Origin of the sequence: Pseudomonas sp. RW10S2 (genome assembly GCF_014268985.1) — a bacterium.
Taxonomy (GTDB): domain Bacteria; phylum Pseudomonadota; class Gammaproteobacteria; order Pseudomonadales; family Pseudomonadaceae; genus Aquipseudomonas; species Aquipseudomonas wayambapalatensis.
Map to the genome: position 1 here is coordinate 44,017 of NZ_JABWRO010000017.1, position 14,512 is coordinate 58,528.

The 14,512-nt window shown below is 63.0% G+C and carries 13 protein-coding genes and 1 pseudogene; 10 read left to right on the top strand and 4 right to left on the bottom strand.

Translation table 11 applies throughout. The annotated features are described in order from the left end of the window. Positions 1-14 precede the first annotated feature (14 nt). Positions 15-167: pseudogene (locus HU729_RS06180) on the bottom strand (MBL fold metallo-hydrolase); the annotation flags it as partial. 141 nt (positions 168-308) lie between these two features. Between HU729_RS06180 and HU729_RS06185 the strand changes: the two are divergent. Genes HU729_RS06185 through HU729_RS06195 form a run of 3 tightly spaced genes read left to right on the top strand, consistent with a single transcriptional unit; the run spans position 309 to position 4,029 of the window. Continuing rightward, positions 309-836 carry a (2Fe-2S)-binding protein gene (locus tag HU729_RS06185; protein ID WP_186709085.1) on the top strand — a complete coding sequence of 176 codons (528 nt, stop codon included), beginning with the start codon at positions 309-311 and terminating at the stop codon, positions 834-836. Further along, complete coding sequence (locus tag HU729_RS06190) at positions 833-1,834, top strand: xanthine dehydrogenase family protein subunit M (protein ID WP_186709089.1); 1,002 nt, start codon at positions 833-835, stop codon at positions 1,832-1,834. Before HU729_RS06185 ends, HU729_RS06190 begins: the two co-directional genes overlap by 4 nt. Then, entirely contained in the window at positions 1,831-4,029 is a 2,199-nt protein-coding gene (locus tag HU729_RS06195) for a xanthine dehydrogenase family protein molybdopterin-binding subunit (RefSeq protein ID WP_186709093.1), read from the top strand. The genes HU729_RS06190 and HU729_RS06195 overlap by 4 nt, the downstream gene beginning before the upstream one ends. A gap of 137 nt (positions 4,030-4,166) precedes the next feature. On the opposite strand, the gene HU729_RS06200 is transcribed toward HU729_RS06195, so the two are convergent. Further along, positions 4,167-5,099, bottom strand: a complete 933-nt coding sequence (locus tag HU729_RS06200) for a DMT family transporter (RefSeq protein WP_186709096.1) — start codon at positions 5,097-5,099, stop codon at positions 4,167-4,169. A gap of 91 nt (positions 5,100-5,190) precedes the next feature. Between HU729_RS06200 and HU729_RS06205 the strand changes: the two genes are divergently transcribed. Further along, a complete protein-coding gene (locus HU729_RS06205; RefSeq protein ID WP_186709099.1) occupies positions 5,191-5,964 on the top strand; it encodes a helix-turn-helix transcriptional regulator in 774 nt (257 codons plus the stop codon). 8 nt (positions 5,965-5,972) lie between these two features. Here HU729_RS06205 and HU729_RS06210 read toward each other — a convergent pair whose 3' ends face one another. Continuing rightward, positions 5,973-6,479, bottom strand: coding sequence for a peroxiredoxin (locus tag HU729_RS06210; protein ID WP_186709102.1), 507 nt, complete (start codon positions 6,477-6,479; stop codon positions 5,973-5,975). A gap of 206 nt (positions 6,480-6,685) precedes the next feature. On the opposite strand from HU729_RS06210, the gene HU729_RS06215 reads away from it, so the two are divergent. Next, the gene (locus HU729_RS06215) at positions 6,686-8,056 is read left to right on the top strand and encodes a gluconate:H+ symporter (RefSeq protein WP_186709104.1); all 1,371 of its coding nucleotides are present in this window, start codon (positions 6,686-6,688) and stop codon (positions 8,054-8,056) included. Positions 8,057-8,060: 4 nt separating this feature from the next. Here the strand turns inward: HU729_RS06215 and HU729_RS06220 are convergent, their stop codons facing one another. After that, on the bottom strand, positions 8,061-8,411 hold the full coding sequence (locus HU729_RS06220) for an HD domain-containing protein (RefSeq protein WP_238348318.1): 351 nt from the start codon (positions 8,409-8,411) through the stop codon (positions 8,061-8,063). 158 nt (positions 8,412-8,569) lie between these two features. Between HU729_RS06220 and efeU the strand changes: the two genes are divergently transcribed. The 5 genes from efeU (at position 8,570) to cprA (ending at position 14,388) form a co-directional block, all read left to right on the top strand. Next, on the top strand, positions 8,570-9,409 hold the full coding sequence (efeU, locus tag HU729_RS06225) for an iron uptake transporter permease EfeU (protein WP_186709106.1): 840 nt from the start codon (positions 8,570-8,572) through the stop codon (positions 9,407-9,409). A 2-nt stretch (positions 9,410-9,411) separates the two neighbouring features. Further along, on the top strand, positions 9,412-10,620 hold the full coding sequence (gene efeO / locus HU729_RS06230; RefSeq protein WP_186664671.1) for an iron uptake system protein EfeO: 1,209 nt from the start codon (positions 9,412-9,414) through the stop codon (positions 10,618-10,620). Between the two features lie 17 nt (positions 10,621-10,637). Further along, positions 10,638-11,936, top strand: a complete 1,299-nt coding sequence (gene efeB, locus HU729_RS06235; RefSeq protein ID WP_186709108.1) for an iron uptake transporter deferrochelatase/peroxidase subunit — start codon at positions 10,638-10,640, stop codon at positions 11,934-11,936. Positions 11,937-11,966: 30 nt separating this feature from the next. Beyond that, the gene (gene efeO, locus HU729_RS06240; RefSeq protein WP_186709110.1) at positions 11,967-12,779 is read left to right on the top strand and encodes an iron uptake system protein EfeO; all 813 of its coding nucleotides are present in this window, start codon (positions 11,967-11,969) and stop codon (positions 12,777-12,779) included. Positions 12,780-13,239: 460 nt separating this feature from the next. Next, positions 13,240-14,388, top strand: a complete 1,149-nt coding sequence (cprA, locus tag HU729_RS06245) for a cationic peptide resistance protein CprA (protein ID WP_186664665.1) — start codon at positions 13,240-13,242, stop codon at positions 14,386-14,388. The last annotated feature ends 124 nt before the right edge of the window (positions 14,389-14,512 follow it).

Sequence of the window (14,512 nt, forward strand, 5' to 3'; positions counted from 1 at the left end):
CCGCCTTTGAGCTCCGGAATATCCGGAATCAGCCGGTCACGCTTGAGCTTGTAGAGGTAATACATCAGCAGTTGGGCGCGCCCCACTGCGAATGAGGGAACCAGAATGATGCCATGACGCAGGAGAGTCTGGTTGATGGCTTGGGCCAGAGACTGCTCGGTCAGATCAATGCGCCCTGCCCTTCAACGTGCCGCCCCTGCCACCTCACGTCAAGCTTTCGGCGAGCCGACTGAACGTTTATTCAGCCGCCCCGGTCGCACAACAAAGACGCAGCACACTGCGCGTACCCTGACCGTGAGGACCTCACCATGAGCGCGATCTCTTCCAATGGGGCTGAAACGCACCCCATCTGTCTGACCCTCAATGGTCAGCCCCGAACACTGCAGGTGCATCCTTGGGTCACCTTGCTCGACCTGCTTCGTGAGCAGTTGGACCTGGTGGGCACCAAGAAGGGTTGCGACCATGGCCAGTGCGGCGCCTGCACGGTGCTGCGCGATGGCAAGCGCGTCAATGCCTGCCTGACCTTGGCCATCATGTGCGACGGGGCCGACCTGGTGACCATCGAAGGGCTGGCCAGCGGCGACGTTTTGCACCCCATGCAGCGCGCCTTCATCAACCACGATGCGTTCCAGTGCGGTTACTGCACCCCGGGGCAGATCTGCTCTGCGGTCGGGCTGGTTTACGAAGCACGTGCCGACACCCGCGAGGCCATTCGTGAGCAGATGAGCGGCAATCTCTGCCGCTGTGGCGCCTACGGCAACATCGTCGCGGCGGTGGAAGAAGCCCTGCCGTTGATGAGGGATGGGATCGAGCCACAACGAGGGCAGGAACCATGACACCCTTCAGCTACCACAAGCCCAACTCGGTCAGCGAAGCGGTCAATCTGGCTGACGCCTGCTCGCACTTCATCGCTGGTGGTACCAACCTCGTCGACCTGATGAAGGAAAACGTGGTTCGCCCCAAGCGTTTGATCGACATCTCCGGACTCGGGCTGAACGGTATCTACCCCACGCCCGGCGGCGGCGTGCTGATCGGTGCACGGGTGAGCAACGCCGACCTGGCCTGGCACCCGATGATCGAGCAGCAATACCCGCTGCTGTCCGACGCGATCCTGGCCGGGGCATCGCCGCAGTTGAGAAATATGGCCAGTACCGGTGGCAACTTGCTGCAACGTACCCGCTGCTACTACTTCTACGACACCGGCACCGCCTGCAACAAGCGCGAACCGGGCAGCGGATGCCCTGCGCGCACAGGCATGAACCGCATCCATGCCATTCTCGGCGCCAGCGATGCCTGTGTCGCGACCCATCCCTCGGACATGTGCGTCGCATTGGCAGCGCTCGAAGCCGTGGTGCACGTACAGGGGCCGTCCGGTGAGCGGCAGATACCCTTCGCGGATTTCCATCGCCTGCCCCAGGACACCCCCGAGCGCGACAATCAACTGGCATTCGATGAACTGGTGACAGGCATCGAGCTGCCGCCCCCAATGTTCGAACACCATTACCGTTACCTGAAAATACGCGACCGCGCCTCCTACGCGTTCGCGCTGGTATCAGTCGCTGCAGCCTTGAGCTTCGATGGCGAAGTGATCCGCCAGGCGCGCCTGGCGTTGGGCGGCGTTGCCCACAAGCCCTGGCGGGACCTGGCTGTCGAGCGCATGTTGGTCGGCCAGGTGCCTTCTGAAGCACTCTTTACCCGCGCTGCGCAAACGTTGCTGCAAGGTGCACAACCTCTGCGCCACAACGGTTTCAAGGTAACGCTCGCTCAGCGAGCAATCGTGCGTGCATTGGATGACGCGGCGCGCGGCGCCGCTAACGGGGGAGCACGACCATGATCAAAAGCACACCAGTAGTCGGCACACCCCTGGACCGCGTGGACGGTGTGGCGAAGGTCACCGGGCAGGCCCGCTATGCGGGCGAATATCCCGAGGCGGGCCTGCTACACGGCAGTGTCGTGTCCAGTACCATCGCCCGCGGTCGGGTACTCGATATCGACAGCACACAGGCTTTGCGCGTACCCGGGGTAATCGCCGTGCTCGACCATGGCCATCGTCCGCATATATCGAGTTATGACGACGACTATAGCGATGCCGACTCTGCCGAGGGCTCGCCGTTTCGGCCCTTGTTCAATGATCGAGTGCTCTATAGCGGGCAACCGGTAGCGCTGGTGGTCGCTCAAACCCTCGAACTGGCCCGGTATGCCGGCTCGCTGCTCAAGATCGAGTATGCCGAGGAGGCTCACCAGACAGACCTGGGCGCATGCCAGCAGTCGCATCCGGCACCCGCCGAAACACCGGCGCCACGTGGCGACTTCGCCGGGCAGTTTGCCGGTGCGCCGGTGCAGGTGGATGCGACCTACCTGACGGCCAACGAGCACCACAACCCGATGGAGCCCCATGCGTCGACCGTGCACTACAAGGCCGACGGCACGCTGGAAATCCACGACAAGACCCAAGGCACGCAGAACTCCCAGGACTACCTGCACAAGGTGTTCGGCCTGCCCAAGGCAAACATTCGTGTGCGCGCGGCGTTCGTCGGCGGGGCCTTCGGCTCGGGCTTGCGCCCGCAGTACCAGTTGCCGCTGGCAGTGATGGCGGCGTTGTACCTGAAGCGCTCGGTGCGCGTGACCCTGACCCGTCAGCAGATGTTCACCTTTGGCTACCGGCCCCGCACCGAGCAACGCTTGCGCCTGGGGGCAGACGCAAACGGGCGCTTGCTGGCAATCGCTCACAATGCGCTTGGCCAGACCTCCCGCTTCGAGGACTTCACCGAGCACCTGGTGGAATGGAGCGGCATGCTCTACCAATGCGACAACGTCGCGCTCAGCTATCGCTTGGCCTCGCTCGATGTGTACACCCCGCTGGACATGCGGGCACCTGGGGCCGGGTCCGGGATGATTGCGCTGGAATGCGCCATGGATGAGCTCGCTTGTGCTGCGAAGATCGACCCGGTAGAGCTGCGCCAGCGTAATTTCGCCGCTAACAATGGCAACGAGGGCAAGCCCTACTCCAGCAAGGAATTGCTGGCCTGCTACCAGCAAGGTGCCGAGCGTTTTGGCTGGCATGAGCGCACCCCCCAACCGCGCAGCATGCGCAATGGCAACCAATTGATCGGCTGGGGCATGGCCGGTGGCGTCTGGGAAGCCATGCAGATGAAGGCCAGCGCCAAGGCGCGCATCGATGCCAAGGGCCACCTCACCGTCAGCAGTGCCACCACCGATATCGGGACCGGCACCTATACCGTCATGACACAGATCGCAGCCGACGCTGCCGGCACCAGGGTGCAGGACGTCACCTTCGTGCTGGGTGACTCTTCACTGCCCACCGCACCGCTTCAGGGCGGATCGTTCACGGTGTCGTCGGTGGGCTCGGCCGTGCGCCAGGCCTGTCAGGTACTGCGTGCCAAGGTGCTGGAGCATGCACGCAAAATGCACCCGCAGGTGGCCAACACACCCCGGGAGCAGTTCGTTTTCGCCGATGGCTACCTGCACGCGGACAGCCATCGCATGGCCATGGCAGACATCGTCGCCAGCGCCCCCGACGGTGAGTTCGAAGTGCAGATCGAGGCAGAGCCCGGCGCCAGGCGCCAACCGTTCTCCACCGCCACCCATTCGGCAGTATTCGTGGAAGTCCACGTCGACGAGGACCTTGGCACAATCAAGGTGGTACGTGTGGTCAGCGCCGTGGCGGCTGGGCGTGTGGTCAACCCGAAAACCGCGCGCAGTCAGATCCTCGGAGGCGTGGTGTGGGGGGTGGGCATGGCTCTGCATGAAGCAGCGCTGACCGACCATCGGTTAGGCCGCATCGTCAATCACAACCTGGCGGAATACCACATTCCGGTGAACGCAGACATCGAGGATATTGATGTGATCTTCGTTGAAGAGCACGACGAGATTGTCAATGAGCTCGGCTCCAAGGGCGTGGGCGAAATTGGCGTCGTCGGGGTGGCCGCTGCGGTGGCCAACGCGGTCTACCATGCCACGGGCAAGCGTGTGAGGGAGTTTCCCATCACGCTCGATAAAGTGCTCTGATCGGGTGGGGCCAGGTCCCCATCCGCCTTGCGATATCGGCAGCGCGCTCGGACCTTCCCCCGTCGCAGGACGGTGCAGAGGTGGTCGATGCTATGGCTGACCATTAAAAGGGACGCGCAGACGTGCGTCCTTGCTTTTCAGGCCGTCCGCTGGCCTGTTTTTTCTGGCTCACCCGATGGCGCCCTGGAGGGCGTTCGAGCAAAGTACTCTGCTGCTGCAACCCCCAGCAGCGCCACCCCTCCCCCCACCAGATGGTATCCGCGCACCGCCTCCCCCAGCACGATCACTGCGATGACGGCCGTCAGTACCGGCAGCAAATTCATGAATGCGGCGCAGCGCCCGGGGCCCAATAACTGCACACCACGCACCCAGAAGAACGGCAACGCCACCGATGCCAGTCCTCCGGCATACAGGATCAGCGGTACGGTATCGACATTCAGTTGACGCTGCGCTGCCGGGGTGACCATGTAGGCCGGCAGCATGATCACCAGTGCGCAGATCGACTGCATGTAGGTCGATTGCCAACTGCTCAGCCCAAGCTCCCAGCGCTTGAGCAGCACGCCGTACAGCGCATAACCCAGTGCGGCGATGAAGATCAGCAGGTCACCGATGTGAGCGCCCCCGCTGAACAGGCTTGCCGGTTCGCCCTTGCTCACCAGGTAGATGAGCCCAAGGAATGACACCACACCACAACCCACCGTGGCCGGTGTGGGCGAGTGCTTGAGCACTATCGCACCGAGAATGAGCGTCAGCAGCGGTGTGAGCGCGGTGAACACGGCAAGGTTGGTCGCGGTGGTCGAGGCGGCTGCGGTGTACGACATCACCTGGAAGAAGCACAGCGCCAGGAAGCCGAGGATCGCCAGCTTGCCGAGATGGGGCCAGATCACCGCGCGGTTCTTCCACGCCGGAACCGCGACGAAAAGGCTCATGATGAGTACCGCCAGCAACAGCCGGTAGAAGGTGATCGCGCCTGGGCCGATGCTGTGGGCGGACAGCCGGGAAACGATGACGTTGCCTGACCAGATCAGGATGGCGAGAAAAGGAAAGAGATAGGCAGCTCTGCTTCGCATGGTGAAACCCTCGGAATGTCGAGTTGCGAGGCTAAGCGTTCTTCCGGCGTCCTTCCTGCTCTATAGTGGCCTGAACTGTAGGGATTGGGACATGCATCAGGATATCTCGACCAAGTACCTCCGCTATCACGACACGCGTGCCCCCATGGCGGCGATGGAGGCTGACTGGCCGGACGGCGCCTCGACCGGCTGGCACAGCCATCCCAGGACGCAACTGCTTTACGCCATCGAAGGGGTAATGGTGGTCAGCTCGCGCGATGGTTGTTGGGTAGTGCCTCCTGACCGGGCGCTATGGCTGGTGGCCGGGCTCGAACATGAAGTGAAAATGACCGGCGATGTGCGGATGCGGACGATGTTCATCGACACGACTGCAATCGACGGGCTGCCCGCCAGTACTTGCGTCCTCGGGGTGTCCGGACTACTGCGCGAGCTGGTGATTGCAGCGGTCGATATGCCCGGTGATTACGCCGAGCACTCCAGGGCGGACCTGTTGATGAAGCTGTTGGCCGAGGAACTGCGCCTGTCCGAAGCGCTGCCCTTGCACTTGCCTTTGCCAAGGGATGAACGGATCAGGTTCATCTGCGAGCATCTGCTCAGCTACCCGGACAACACCTTCACGGTCGCTGAGTGGGCTGAGCGGGTCGAGGTGACCAGCAAGACGGTCCATCGGTTGTTCACGCGGGAAACCGGCATGTCGTTCGTGCAGTGGCGTGACCAGGCCAGGTTGCTGTTTGCACTGCGCCAGATCGCCAATGGCCGGAAGATCATCGACATCGCCTTCGAGTGTGGCTATGCAAGCCCGAGTGCGTTCACCGCGATGTTCAGGCGGCATTTCGGCGTGCCGCCCTCGAGTTTTTACGACTGATGAAAACCTCAACGTCCCTGGATGAACGCCAGCATGCTCTGCGCATCGCTGACCTCGAACTTGCCGGGCGCCTCGACCGCGAGGTGCTTGACCACGCCATCTTCGACCAGCATCGCGTAACGCTGGGAACGATGGCCCATGCCGCGGGCCGTCAGGTCCTGGCTCAAGCCCAGGGCTTTGGCGAATTCGCCATTGCCATCGCCGATCATCTTCACCGCATCGCCCACCTGCAGGCTGTTTCCCCAGGCATTCATGACGAAGGCATCGTTGACGGAAACGCAGAGGATTTCGTCGATACCCGCAGTAAAGAGCGCATCGGCCGCAGCGACATAGCCGGGGACGTGACGCTCGGAGCAAGTGGGTGTGAAGGCCCCGGGCAAGGCGAAAATCACCAGTTTGCGTTGCTTGCAGCGCTCGAGGATGGAAAAGGCATTCGGGCCGATCGCACAGGCGCCCTCCCCGTTGCTGTAGCCGTACAGCGTGATGTCAGGCAGTGAATCGCCGGTCTTGATCATGGGTCTCTCCTCGGTGGTGGGGCTGCTGCGCAGAGCACGGCGGCCTGTTTTAGCAGGTTTGCGGCAAGGATGCAGGGTTACGCGGTTTCTGAAAAAACTTTCATGTGTTCCAGCCCTGAAAAACTGGATCAGCTAGTCGTCTATATGAATCCATCGGGTATATTCCTTCCAAACACGTAACAAGACATTACAAGAAGGGGTTTCCGTTGGATCTTTCTCATGCCACGTGGCTTGCCCACGACACCCGCCTGGTGCTCTGTTGCCTGGCGGCCATTGCCAGCATCATCGTGCTCATCAGCGTCACCAAGCTACCACCCTTCCTATCGATCCTGATCGGCACCTTCGTGGCGGGCCTGGGCGCGGCCCTGCCACCAGAAGAAGTGGCCAAGGCCTTCGGCAAGGGCGCCGGCAGCCTGCTGGGCGAGGCCGGGATCATCATTGCCCTGGGCGCGATGCTGGGCGCGCTGATGGCCGAGTCCGGGGCCGCCGACCGTATTGCCTCTACCCTGTTGCGCCATGCCCGCGGCAAGGCGCTGCCCTGGGTGATGGCGCTGGTGGCGATGGTCATCGGCTTGCCGCTGTTCTTCGAGGTTGGCCTGGTGCTGATGGTGCCGGTGATCTTCGTCATCGCCCGCCAGTCTGGACAGCCGCTGCTCAAGGTGGCGATCCCGGCGCTCGCCGGGATGACCACCCTGCACGCCTTGATGCCTCCCCACCCGGGGCCGCTGATCGCGGTCAGTGCCCTGCATGCAGACTTGGGGATGACCATGTTGCTGGGCCTGTGCATCGCTGTTCCGGCGGTGATCCTCGCCGGCCCGCTGTATGGTATCTGGCTGTCGAAACGCCTGGATGTACAGGAGCCCGCCGAACTGGGTGCGCTGTTCACTGCCAAGGTCGAGATCCGGCGCAAGCCGAGCTTTGCCGTATCGCTGCTGATTATCCTGCTGCCAGTGCTGCTGATGCTGGGCAGCACGCTGGCCAAGATCGCCCTGGCACCGCAAAGTACCCTGGCGCTGACCCTCAAGTTTCTTGGCGAGCCGCTGATTGCCCTGGGCCTGGCGGTGATCGCTGCGGTGATCTGCCTGGGCTGGTCGATTGGTATGGCCCGTGACCAGGTCGGCAGCGTGCTGCGCAAGAGCCTGGCGCCGATCGCCGTGCTGTTGTTGACCATCGGCGCCGGTGGTGGGCTGAAACAGACCCTGCTCGAAGCCGGAATCAGCGACACCATCAGCAAGGTGGCCAGCGGCGCGCACCTATCGTACGTGCTGTTGGCCTGGCTGATCGCGGTGGCGCTACGCCAGGCGACGGGTTCGGCTACCGTTGCGACCACCACCACTGCCGGTATTCTCGCGCCATTGATGGCCGGCCTGGCGACCACCCAGAGTTCGCTGGTGGCACTGGCCATCGGTGCCGGCTCGGTGTTCTTCTGTCATGTCAACGATGCCGGATTCTGGATGGTGCGCGAGTACTTCGGGCTGCAGCTCAAGCAGACGATCTGGGTGTGGTCGGTGCTGCAGACCATCGTCTCGGTGGTCGGGCTGGTCGGCACCCTGCTGCTGTGGCAATGGTTCCAGTAAGCGGCTACTGACAGCGCAGCCACAGTGGCTGCGCAGCCTCCGCTTCCAGCTGCGCCTGCAACTGGCTGGACGAGCCTCCATGAATGGGGAAGTCGCCGACGTCGATCTCCACGATGTCGTGCAGGAGCAGCATGCGAATGACCCGGTTGCTGTCCACTGCCCCGCTGGCATGCTCGTTGAGGATCAACGCGTACATGCCCAAGTGCCAGGAGTGTTCGGCGGAATTTTCCTTGCGGCTCTGGTCAAGCAGCGGTGATTGGCGACGCACGCTTTTCAACTGGTCGATTCTGGTAGGGAAGTGGTCAATCGCCCTCAGCGTTCTTTCATTGAGCATGGCAATCGCGGCGGAGCACATTTGTACTCCAGCCTTGCAACGCCCATTTCCCCGAGCCTGGGCAGGGAGGACATGGCAAAAGTTAAAATATTATTCACATGCGCTAATGATTCTCATTGAAGTAGATTTCCCGGCGACCTCGCCATGAGGTCGATGCTTTCAGCCATCCCGGGAGAATCATGCTAGTCCCCTTCCTAATCATGCTCCGCGAGGGCATCGAAGCCGCGCTGATTGTCGGCATCATCGCCAGCTATCTGCGCCAGACCGGCCGTGGCCAGTGGATGCCGGCCGTGTGGATCGGCGTATTCCTCGCCGCAGCCCTCTCCCTTTTTGTCGGCGCTGGCCTTGAGCTGATGAGCAGCGAGTTCCCGCAGAAACAGCAGGAACTCTTCGAAGCGCTGGTCGGCTTGGTCGCGGTGGTGATCCTCAGCTCCATGGTGCTGTGGATGCGCAAAGTGGCGCGCTCGATCAAGCATGATTTGCATGTCTCGCTCGATGCCGCGCTCGGCGGTTCGAAGCACCAGGCCTGGGCGCTGATCGCCATGGTGTTCTTCGCCGTCGCCCGCGAGGGCCTGGAGACGGTGTTCTTCCTGTTGGCGGTGTTCCAGCAGAGCGAAGGGCCTGCGGCGCCCCTGGGCGCATTGCTTGGGCTGGTGGTGGCGATCCTGGTTGGTGTGGCGCTGTACTCCGGCAGCCTGCGCCTGAACCTGGCGCAGTTCTTCCGCTGGACAGGCCTGTTCATCCTCGTGGTGGCCGCGGGCATCCTCGCCAACTCGGTGCAGGCGCTGCACGAGGCCGGGATCTGGAATGCGCTGCAGGGGGTTGTCTTCGATGTAAGCCACAGCCTGCCGATGGATGGCCCGACCGGATCGGTGCTGGCGGGGATGTTCGGTTACCAGGACACCCCGACAGTGAGCACCCTGGGGGCCTACCTGCTCTATCTGGTCGGTGCGCTGGTGCTGTTCTTCTGGCCGGCGCCGGCCAAGCCTTCTTCCCACGCTGCACAGAAACAAGGGTAAGCATGACCAGTCACGAGACCGGCGCCGCCGGCAAGCCCCCCTCCCCCCGTGTACTGCGCCTGGCGGTTGCCGGCAGTGCCCTGCTGATGGTCGGTGCGGGCCTGGTGTTCTTCTATGCCTCGCACCAGGCCCAGGCCAGACGTGCGGCCAACGCCGGGCACGAAACGCTGATCACCATTCGCGATCACGCGTGCGAACCGAACGACCTGAGCGTCCCGGCCGGGCCCAACAGTTTCCGCATCGTCAACCAGTCCCAGCGCGCCGTGGAGTGGGAGATCCTCGATGGCGTGCTGGTGATCGAAGAACGCGAGAACATCGCGCCGGGCTTGTCACAGGTGATCAACGCCACGTTGCAGCCGGGTCGCTACGCGATCACCTGCGGCCTGCTCAGCAACCCGCGTGGCAGTTTGACCGTCACCCCGACCGCCGCCTCCGAAGCGGCCGCCAAGGCGCGGCCCGCACTGACCGCCTTTATCGGCCCGCTGTCCGAATACCGTGTCTATCTGGCCAGCCAGAGCAGCGCCCTGGTGCGGGCAGGCCAGGCGCTCAAGGACGCGATTCAGGCCGGCGACCTGCAGCAGGCACAAGCCGCCTATGGCGCCGCGCGGGTGATCTACCAGCGCATCGCCCCCGCCAGCCAGCGGCTGGCTGAGCTGGACAACCGGATCAATGCCCGCGCCGATTACTTCGAACAGCGAGAGCAGGATCCGGCGTTTGCGGGCCTGCATCGCATCGAGTACAGCCTGTTCCAACAGCGCACCACCGAAGGGCTGACACCGGTGGCCGACGCGCTGCTGGCCGACCTGGGCGAGCTCAAGACGCAACTGCTGGCCCAGTCCATTGCGCCGCAGCAATTCACCGAGGCGGTCGTGCGCAGCCTGCGCAACCTTGCACAGATCCGCAGCAGCGGCGAAGAGGAACGCTACAGCCACCTCGACCTGCAGGGCTTTGCCGCCAACCTTGAAGGTGTGCGCAAAGTGATCGATCTGCTGCGCCCCTTGTTGGCCAGGACCGGCTCCCAGCCGTTGGCGGCAGTCGATAGCGCCATGACTCAGTTCGAGCAGCACCTGCAGGCCCTGCGCGGCGCCGAAGGCTACATGCCCTACGACCAGGTGCCGCAGGCGCAGAAACAGCAGATCGCAGCCGATGCCGATGCACTGGCCAATGCGATTGCGGCCATCGATCAGGCCCTTGGCCTGGCCGACCAGTAAAGACAAGCGAGCCCCAGATGACAGACCGCGATACCCGTAACGCCCCGCAATCCCAAGAGCGCCGCCGGCTGCTGGCTGGCCTTGGTGTCGCGGGCGTCGCCATGGCCACCGGCAACGCGCTGGCCGCCCCCTCACCGGCCAAGGTCACCGAAGCCCCGCACAGCGACCGCACGCAAGAGCGCAACGCATGGATCGGCGAACATCAACCGGGGGTGGTGACGCCGCGTCCTACCGCCGGGATGTTCGTCTCCTTCGATGTGCTGGCGCAGGACCAGCAGGATCTCGAGCGCCTGTTCCGCACGCTGGACCAGCGCATTCGCTTCCTGATGACCGGCGGCCCAGTCCCCCAGGTCGACCCGAAGCTGCCACCTGTGGACTCGGGCATCCTCGGCCCGGTAGTCACGCCAGACAACCTGACCATAACGGTGTCGGTCGGCGAGTCACTGTTCGACGAGCGATTTGGCCTCAGCAGTGCCAAGCCCAAGCGCCTGAGCCGCATGCTCGGCTTCCCCAACGATGCGCTGGAAGCCGAGCGCTGCCATGGCGACCTGGGGTTGCAGTTCTGCTCCAACGCGCCGGACACCAACATCCACGCCCTGCGCGACATCATCAAGAACCTGCCTGACCTGCTCTACGTACGCTGGAAACAGGAAGGCTCGGTGCCGCCGCAGGCACCGCGCAAGGCTGCAGAGCCCGAGCAAAGTGCGCGTAACTTCCTGGGCTTTCGTGACGGCTCGGCCAACCCCGACTCCAGCGACGCGGCGCTGATGAACCAGCTGGTCTGGGTACAGCGTGGCGATGAGCCCGCCTGGGCGATCGATGGCACCTACCAGGTGGTGCGGATCATCTGCAATCTGGTCGAGCGCTGGGACCGCACGCCGTTGCAGGAGCAGGAGTCGATCTTCGGCCGCAAGAAGGCCAGCGGCGCGCCCATGGACGGCCAGCGCGAAACCGATGTACCCAACTACGCCAAGGACCCGGAAGGCAAGCTGACCCGCCTGGACGCCCATATCCGCCTGGCCAATCCGCGCACCGCGGCCAGCCAGCCCAACCTGATCCTGCGCCGGCCCTTCAACTACTCCAGTGGTGTGAACAAGAACGGGCAACTGGATATGGGGCTGCTGTTCATCTGCTACCAGGCCGACCTGGAGAAGGGCTTCATCACCGTCCAGAACCGCCTCAACGGCGAGCCGCTGGAGGAATACATCAAGCCGGTCGGAGGGGGGTATTTCTTCGCCCTCCCCGGTGTGAAGAACGATCACGATTTCATCGGTCGTTCGCTGCTCGACGCTGCCAAACCCATAAAAACCGCATGACACGACACAGAAACGGATCAGGACATCGCCATGAACAAGACCCGCCTCGCCCTGTTGCTCACGCTTGCCCCGCTGTTGGCCAATGCTGCGGTTGACCCGCTGACCCTGGTGCAGCCGGTGTCGGACTACAAGATCTATGTCACCGAGAAGGTCGATCAGCTGGTGAGCGACACCGAGCAGTTCACCAATGCGGTGAAGAAGGGAGACCTGGCCAGGGCCAGGGCGCTCTATGCCACGACCCGGGTCAACTATGAAGCCGTCGAGCCGATTGCCGAGCTGTTCAGCGACCTGGACGCGGCCATCGACTCGCGGGTGGACGATCACGAAAAAGGTGTCGAGGCCGATGACTTCACCGGTTTCCATCGCCTGGAGTACGCGCTGTTCGACAAGAACACCACCGACGGCCAAGGCCCGATTGCCGACAAGCTGATCGCCGACGTGAAAGACCTGCAGGGCCGTATTGCCACCCTGACCTTCCCGCCAGAAAAAGTCGTCGGCGGTGCGGCAGCATTGCTCGAAGAAGTGGCCGCGACCAAGGTTTCGGGTGAGGAGGATCGCTACAGCCACACCGACCTGTACGACTTCCAGGGCAACATCGACGGCGCACAGAAGATCTTCGAGCTGTTCCGCACCCACCTGGAGTCCCAGGACAAGGCGTTCGTCGCCAAGGTCGACAAGAACTTCGCCACCGTCAACACGCTGCTGGCCAAGTACAAGACCAAGGATGGCGGGTTCCAGTCCTACGACAAGGTGGCCGAGCGTGATCGCAAGGCCATGGTCGGGCCGGTCAACACCTTGGCCGAAGATTTGTCGACCTTGCGCGGGAAGTTGGGTTTGAACTGATCTTCAATAACGCTGTTGTTCCGTTCGCGGGCACGCCCGCGAACGGAACAACCCCTCGCGTCGACCATAACTACCGCGCGAATGAAATATATTTAAAGTACGCCACGGCCTGCCCCTTTTTTAAACTTTGTTTCATCGAAAACCCGGTCAATCTCCCCTTCTATTCATCGTCCCCCAGGCATAAAGCGTGGAGAATGGCGCGCCGCTCGCCATGCCCGCTACCGGACCTGCGCCGCAACGAGTGGCGGCCGGCCCTGCGCTGCATGGCTGCGCCACTTTCAGCTTTGAACGGATAGGCACTGCGCTAAACAGAGATTGTCTATCTGGGCAAGTTCTCAAGGCGAATCAGTCAGTCCCAACGAATGCCTCGAACCTACTGATGACTTTAAGTTCATTTCAACGTTTCGATGTCGCCACTTAACATTGAACTGCGGATGACTTACCCGTCTTGAGGAAATGTATGAACACGCACGCACCGATCACCTTTACCGCTACCCCCGAACGCATCCTGATTACCGGCGCCACGGGTTTCCTCGGCGGGTCGGTCGTCGCCCAGCTGATTGCCAATGGCCAAGGCCCGCAACTGGTATTCCTGGTCCGCGCCGAAAACGCCGGGCAAGGGCTTGAGCGCCTGCGCGACAACCTGCAGCAGCATGGCGTCAGCCATGCCGAATGCCTGGCGCTGAACGCCGGGCAGATCATTTGCGGCGACTTCCTCGACACCTCCTGGCTGGAGCGTGAAACGCCGCGTCTGCTGGAGGTCGATCGGGTCATCAACTGTGCTGCCGTGGCGTCGTTCTCGAAGAACCCGGCCATCTGGCCGGTCAACGTCGAGGGCACCTTCGCCTTTGCCGAGGTGATGAGCCGCTCCAAGCGCCTCAAGCGCTTCCTCCACGTGGGCACCGCCATGTGCTGCGGCCCTGAGCGTGAATCGCCGATCAGTGAATCCTGGGAGTTTCCGGACGCTGAACAGCAACTGGTGGACTACACCGCCTCCAAGGCTGAAATCGAGCGACGCATGCGCGAGGAACTGCCGGCCCTGCCGCTGGTGGTGGCGCGCCCCTCGATCGTGGTCGGTCACCGCAGCCTGGGTTGCCAGGCCTCTGGCAGCATCTTCTGGGTGTTCCGCATGGGCTTCGCCCTGGAAAGCTTCACCTGTGGCCTCGACGAACAGATCGACGTGATTCCGGTGGACTACTGCGCCGAGGCGCTGATCGGCCTGACCCTCAAGCCGCGCCTGAGCCACGACCTCTACCACATCTCCGCCGGGCATGATTCGGCCTGTACTTTCGGCGAGATCGACCAGGCATTCGCCCTGGCCAACGGCGCCGCGCCGGTGGGCGAGCGCTACCGCAAGATCGATGTCGACAACCTCAAGGAACTGGCCGCCAGCTTCGAGTCGCGCATCGGCCCGGCCAACCCACGCCTGGTCCTGCGAGCCCTGCGCCTGTACAGCGGTTTTGCCGACCTGAACTACCTGTTCGACAACCGCCGCCTGCTCGATGAGGGCATTGCCGTGCCGCCGCGCTTCACCGACTACCTGGATGTGTGCGTGCGCTCCTCCAGCGGTGTGAGCATTGCCACCCAGATGCAGTGGGATTTCAAGTAAGCAGGCGCTTCGCGGGTGAGCCCTTCGCGGGCAAGCCCGCTCCCACGATTGAGCGGGAAAGCCAGTCGCTGCCCGCAAAACCTGAGCGGTGCAGTTCTGTAGGAGCGGGCTTGCCCGCGAAAAG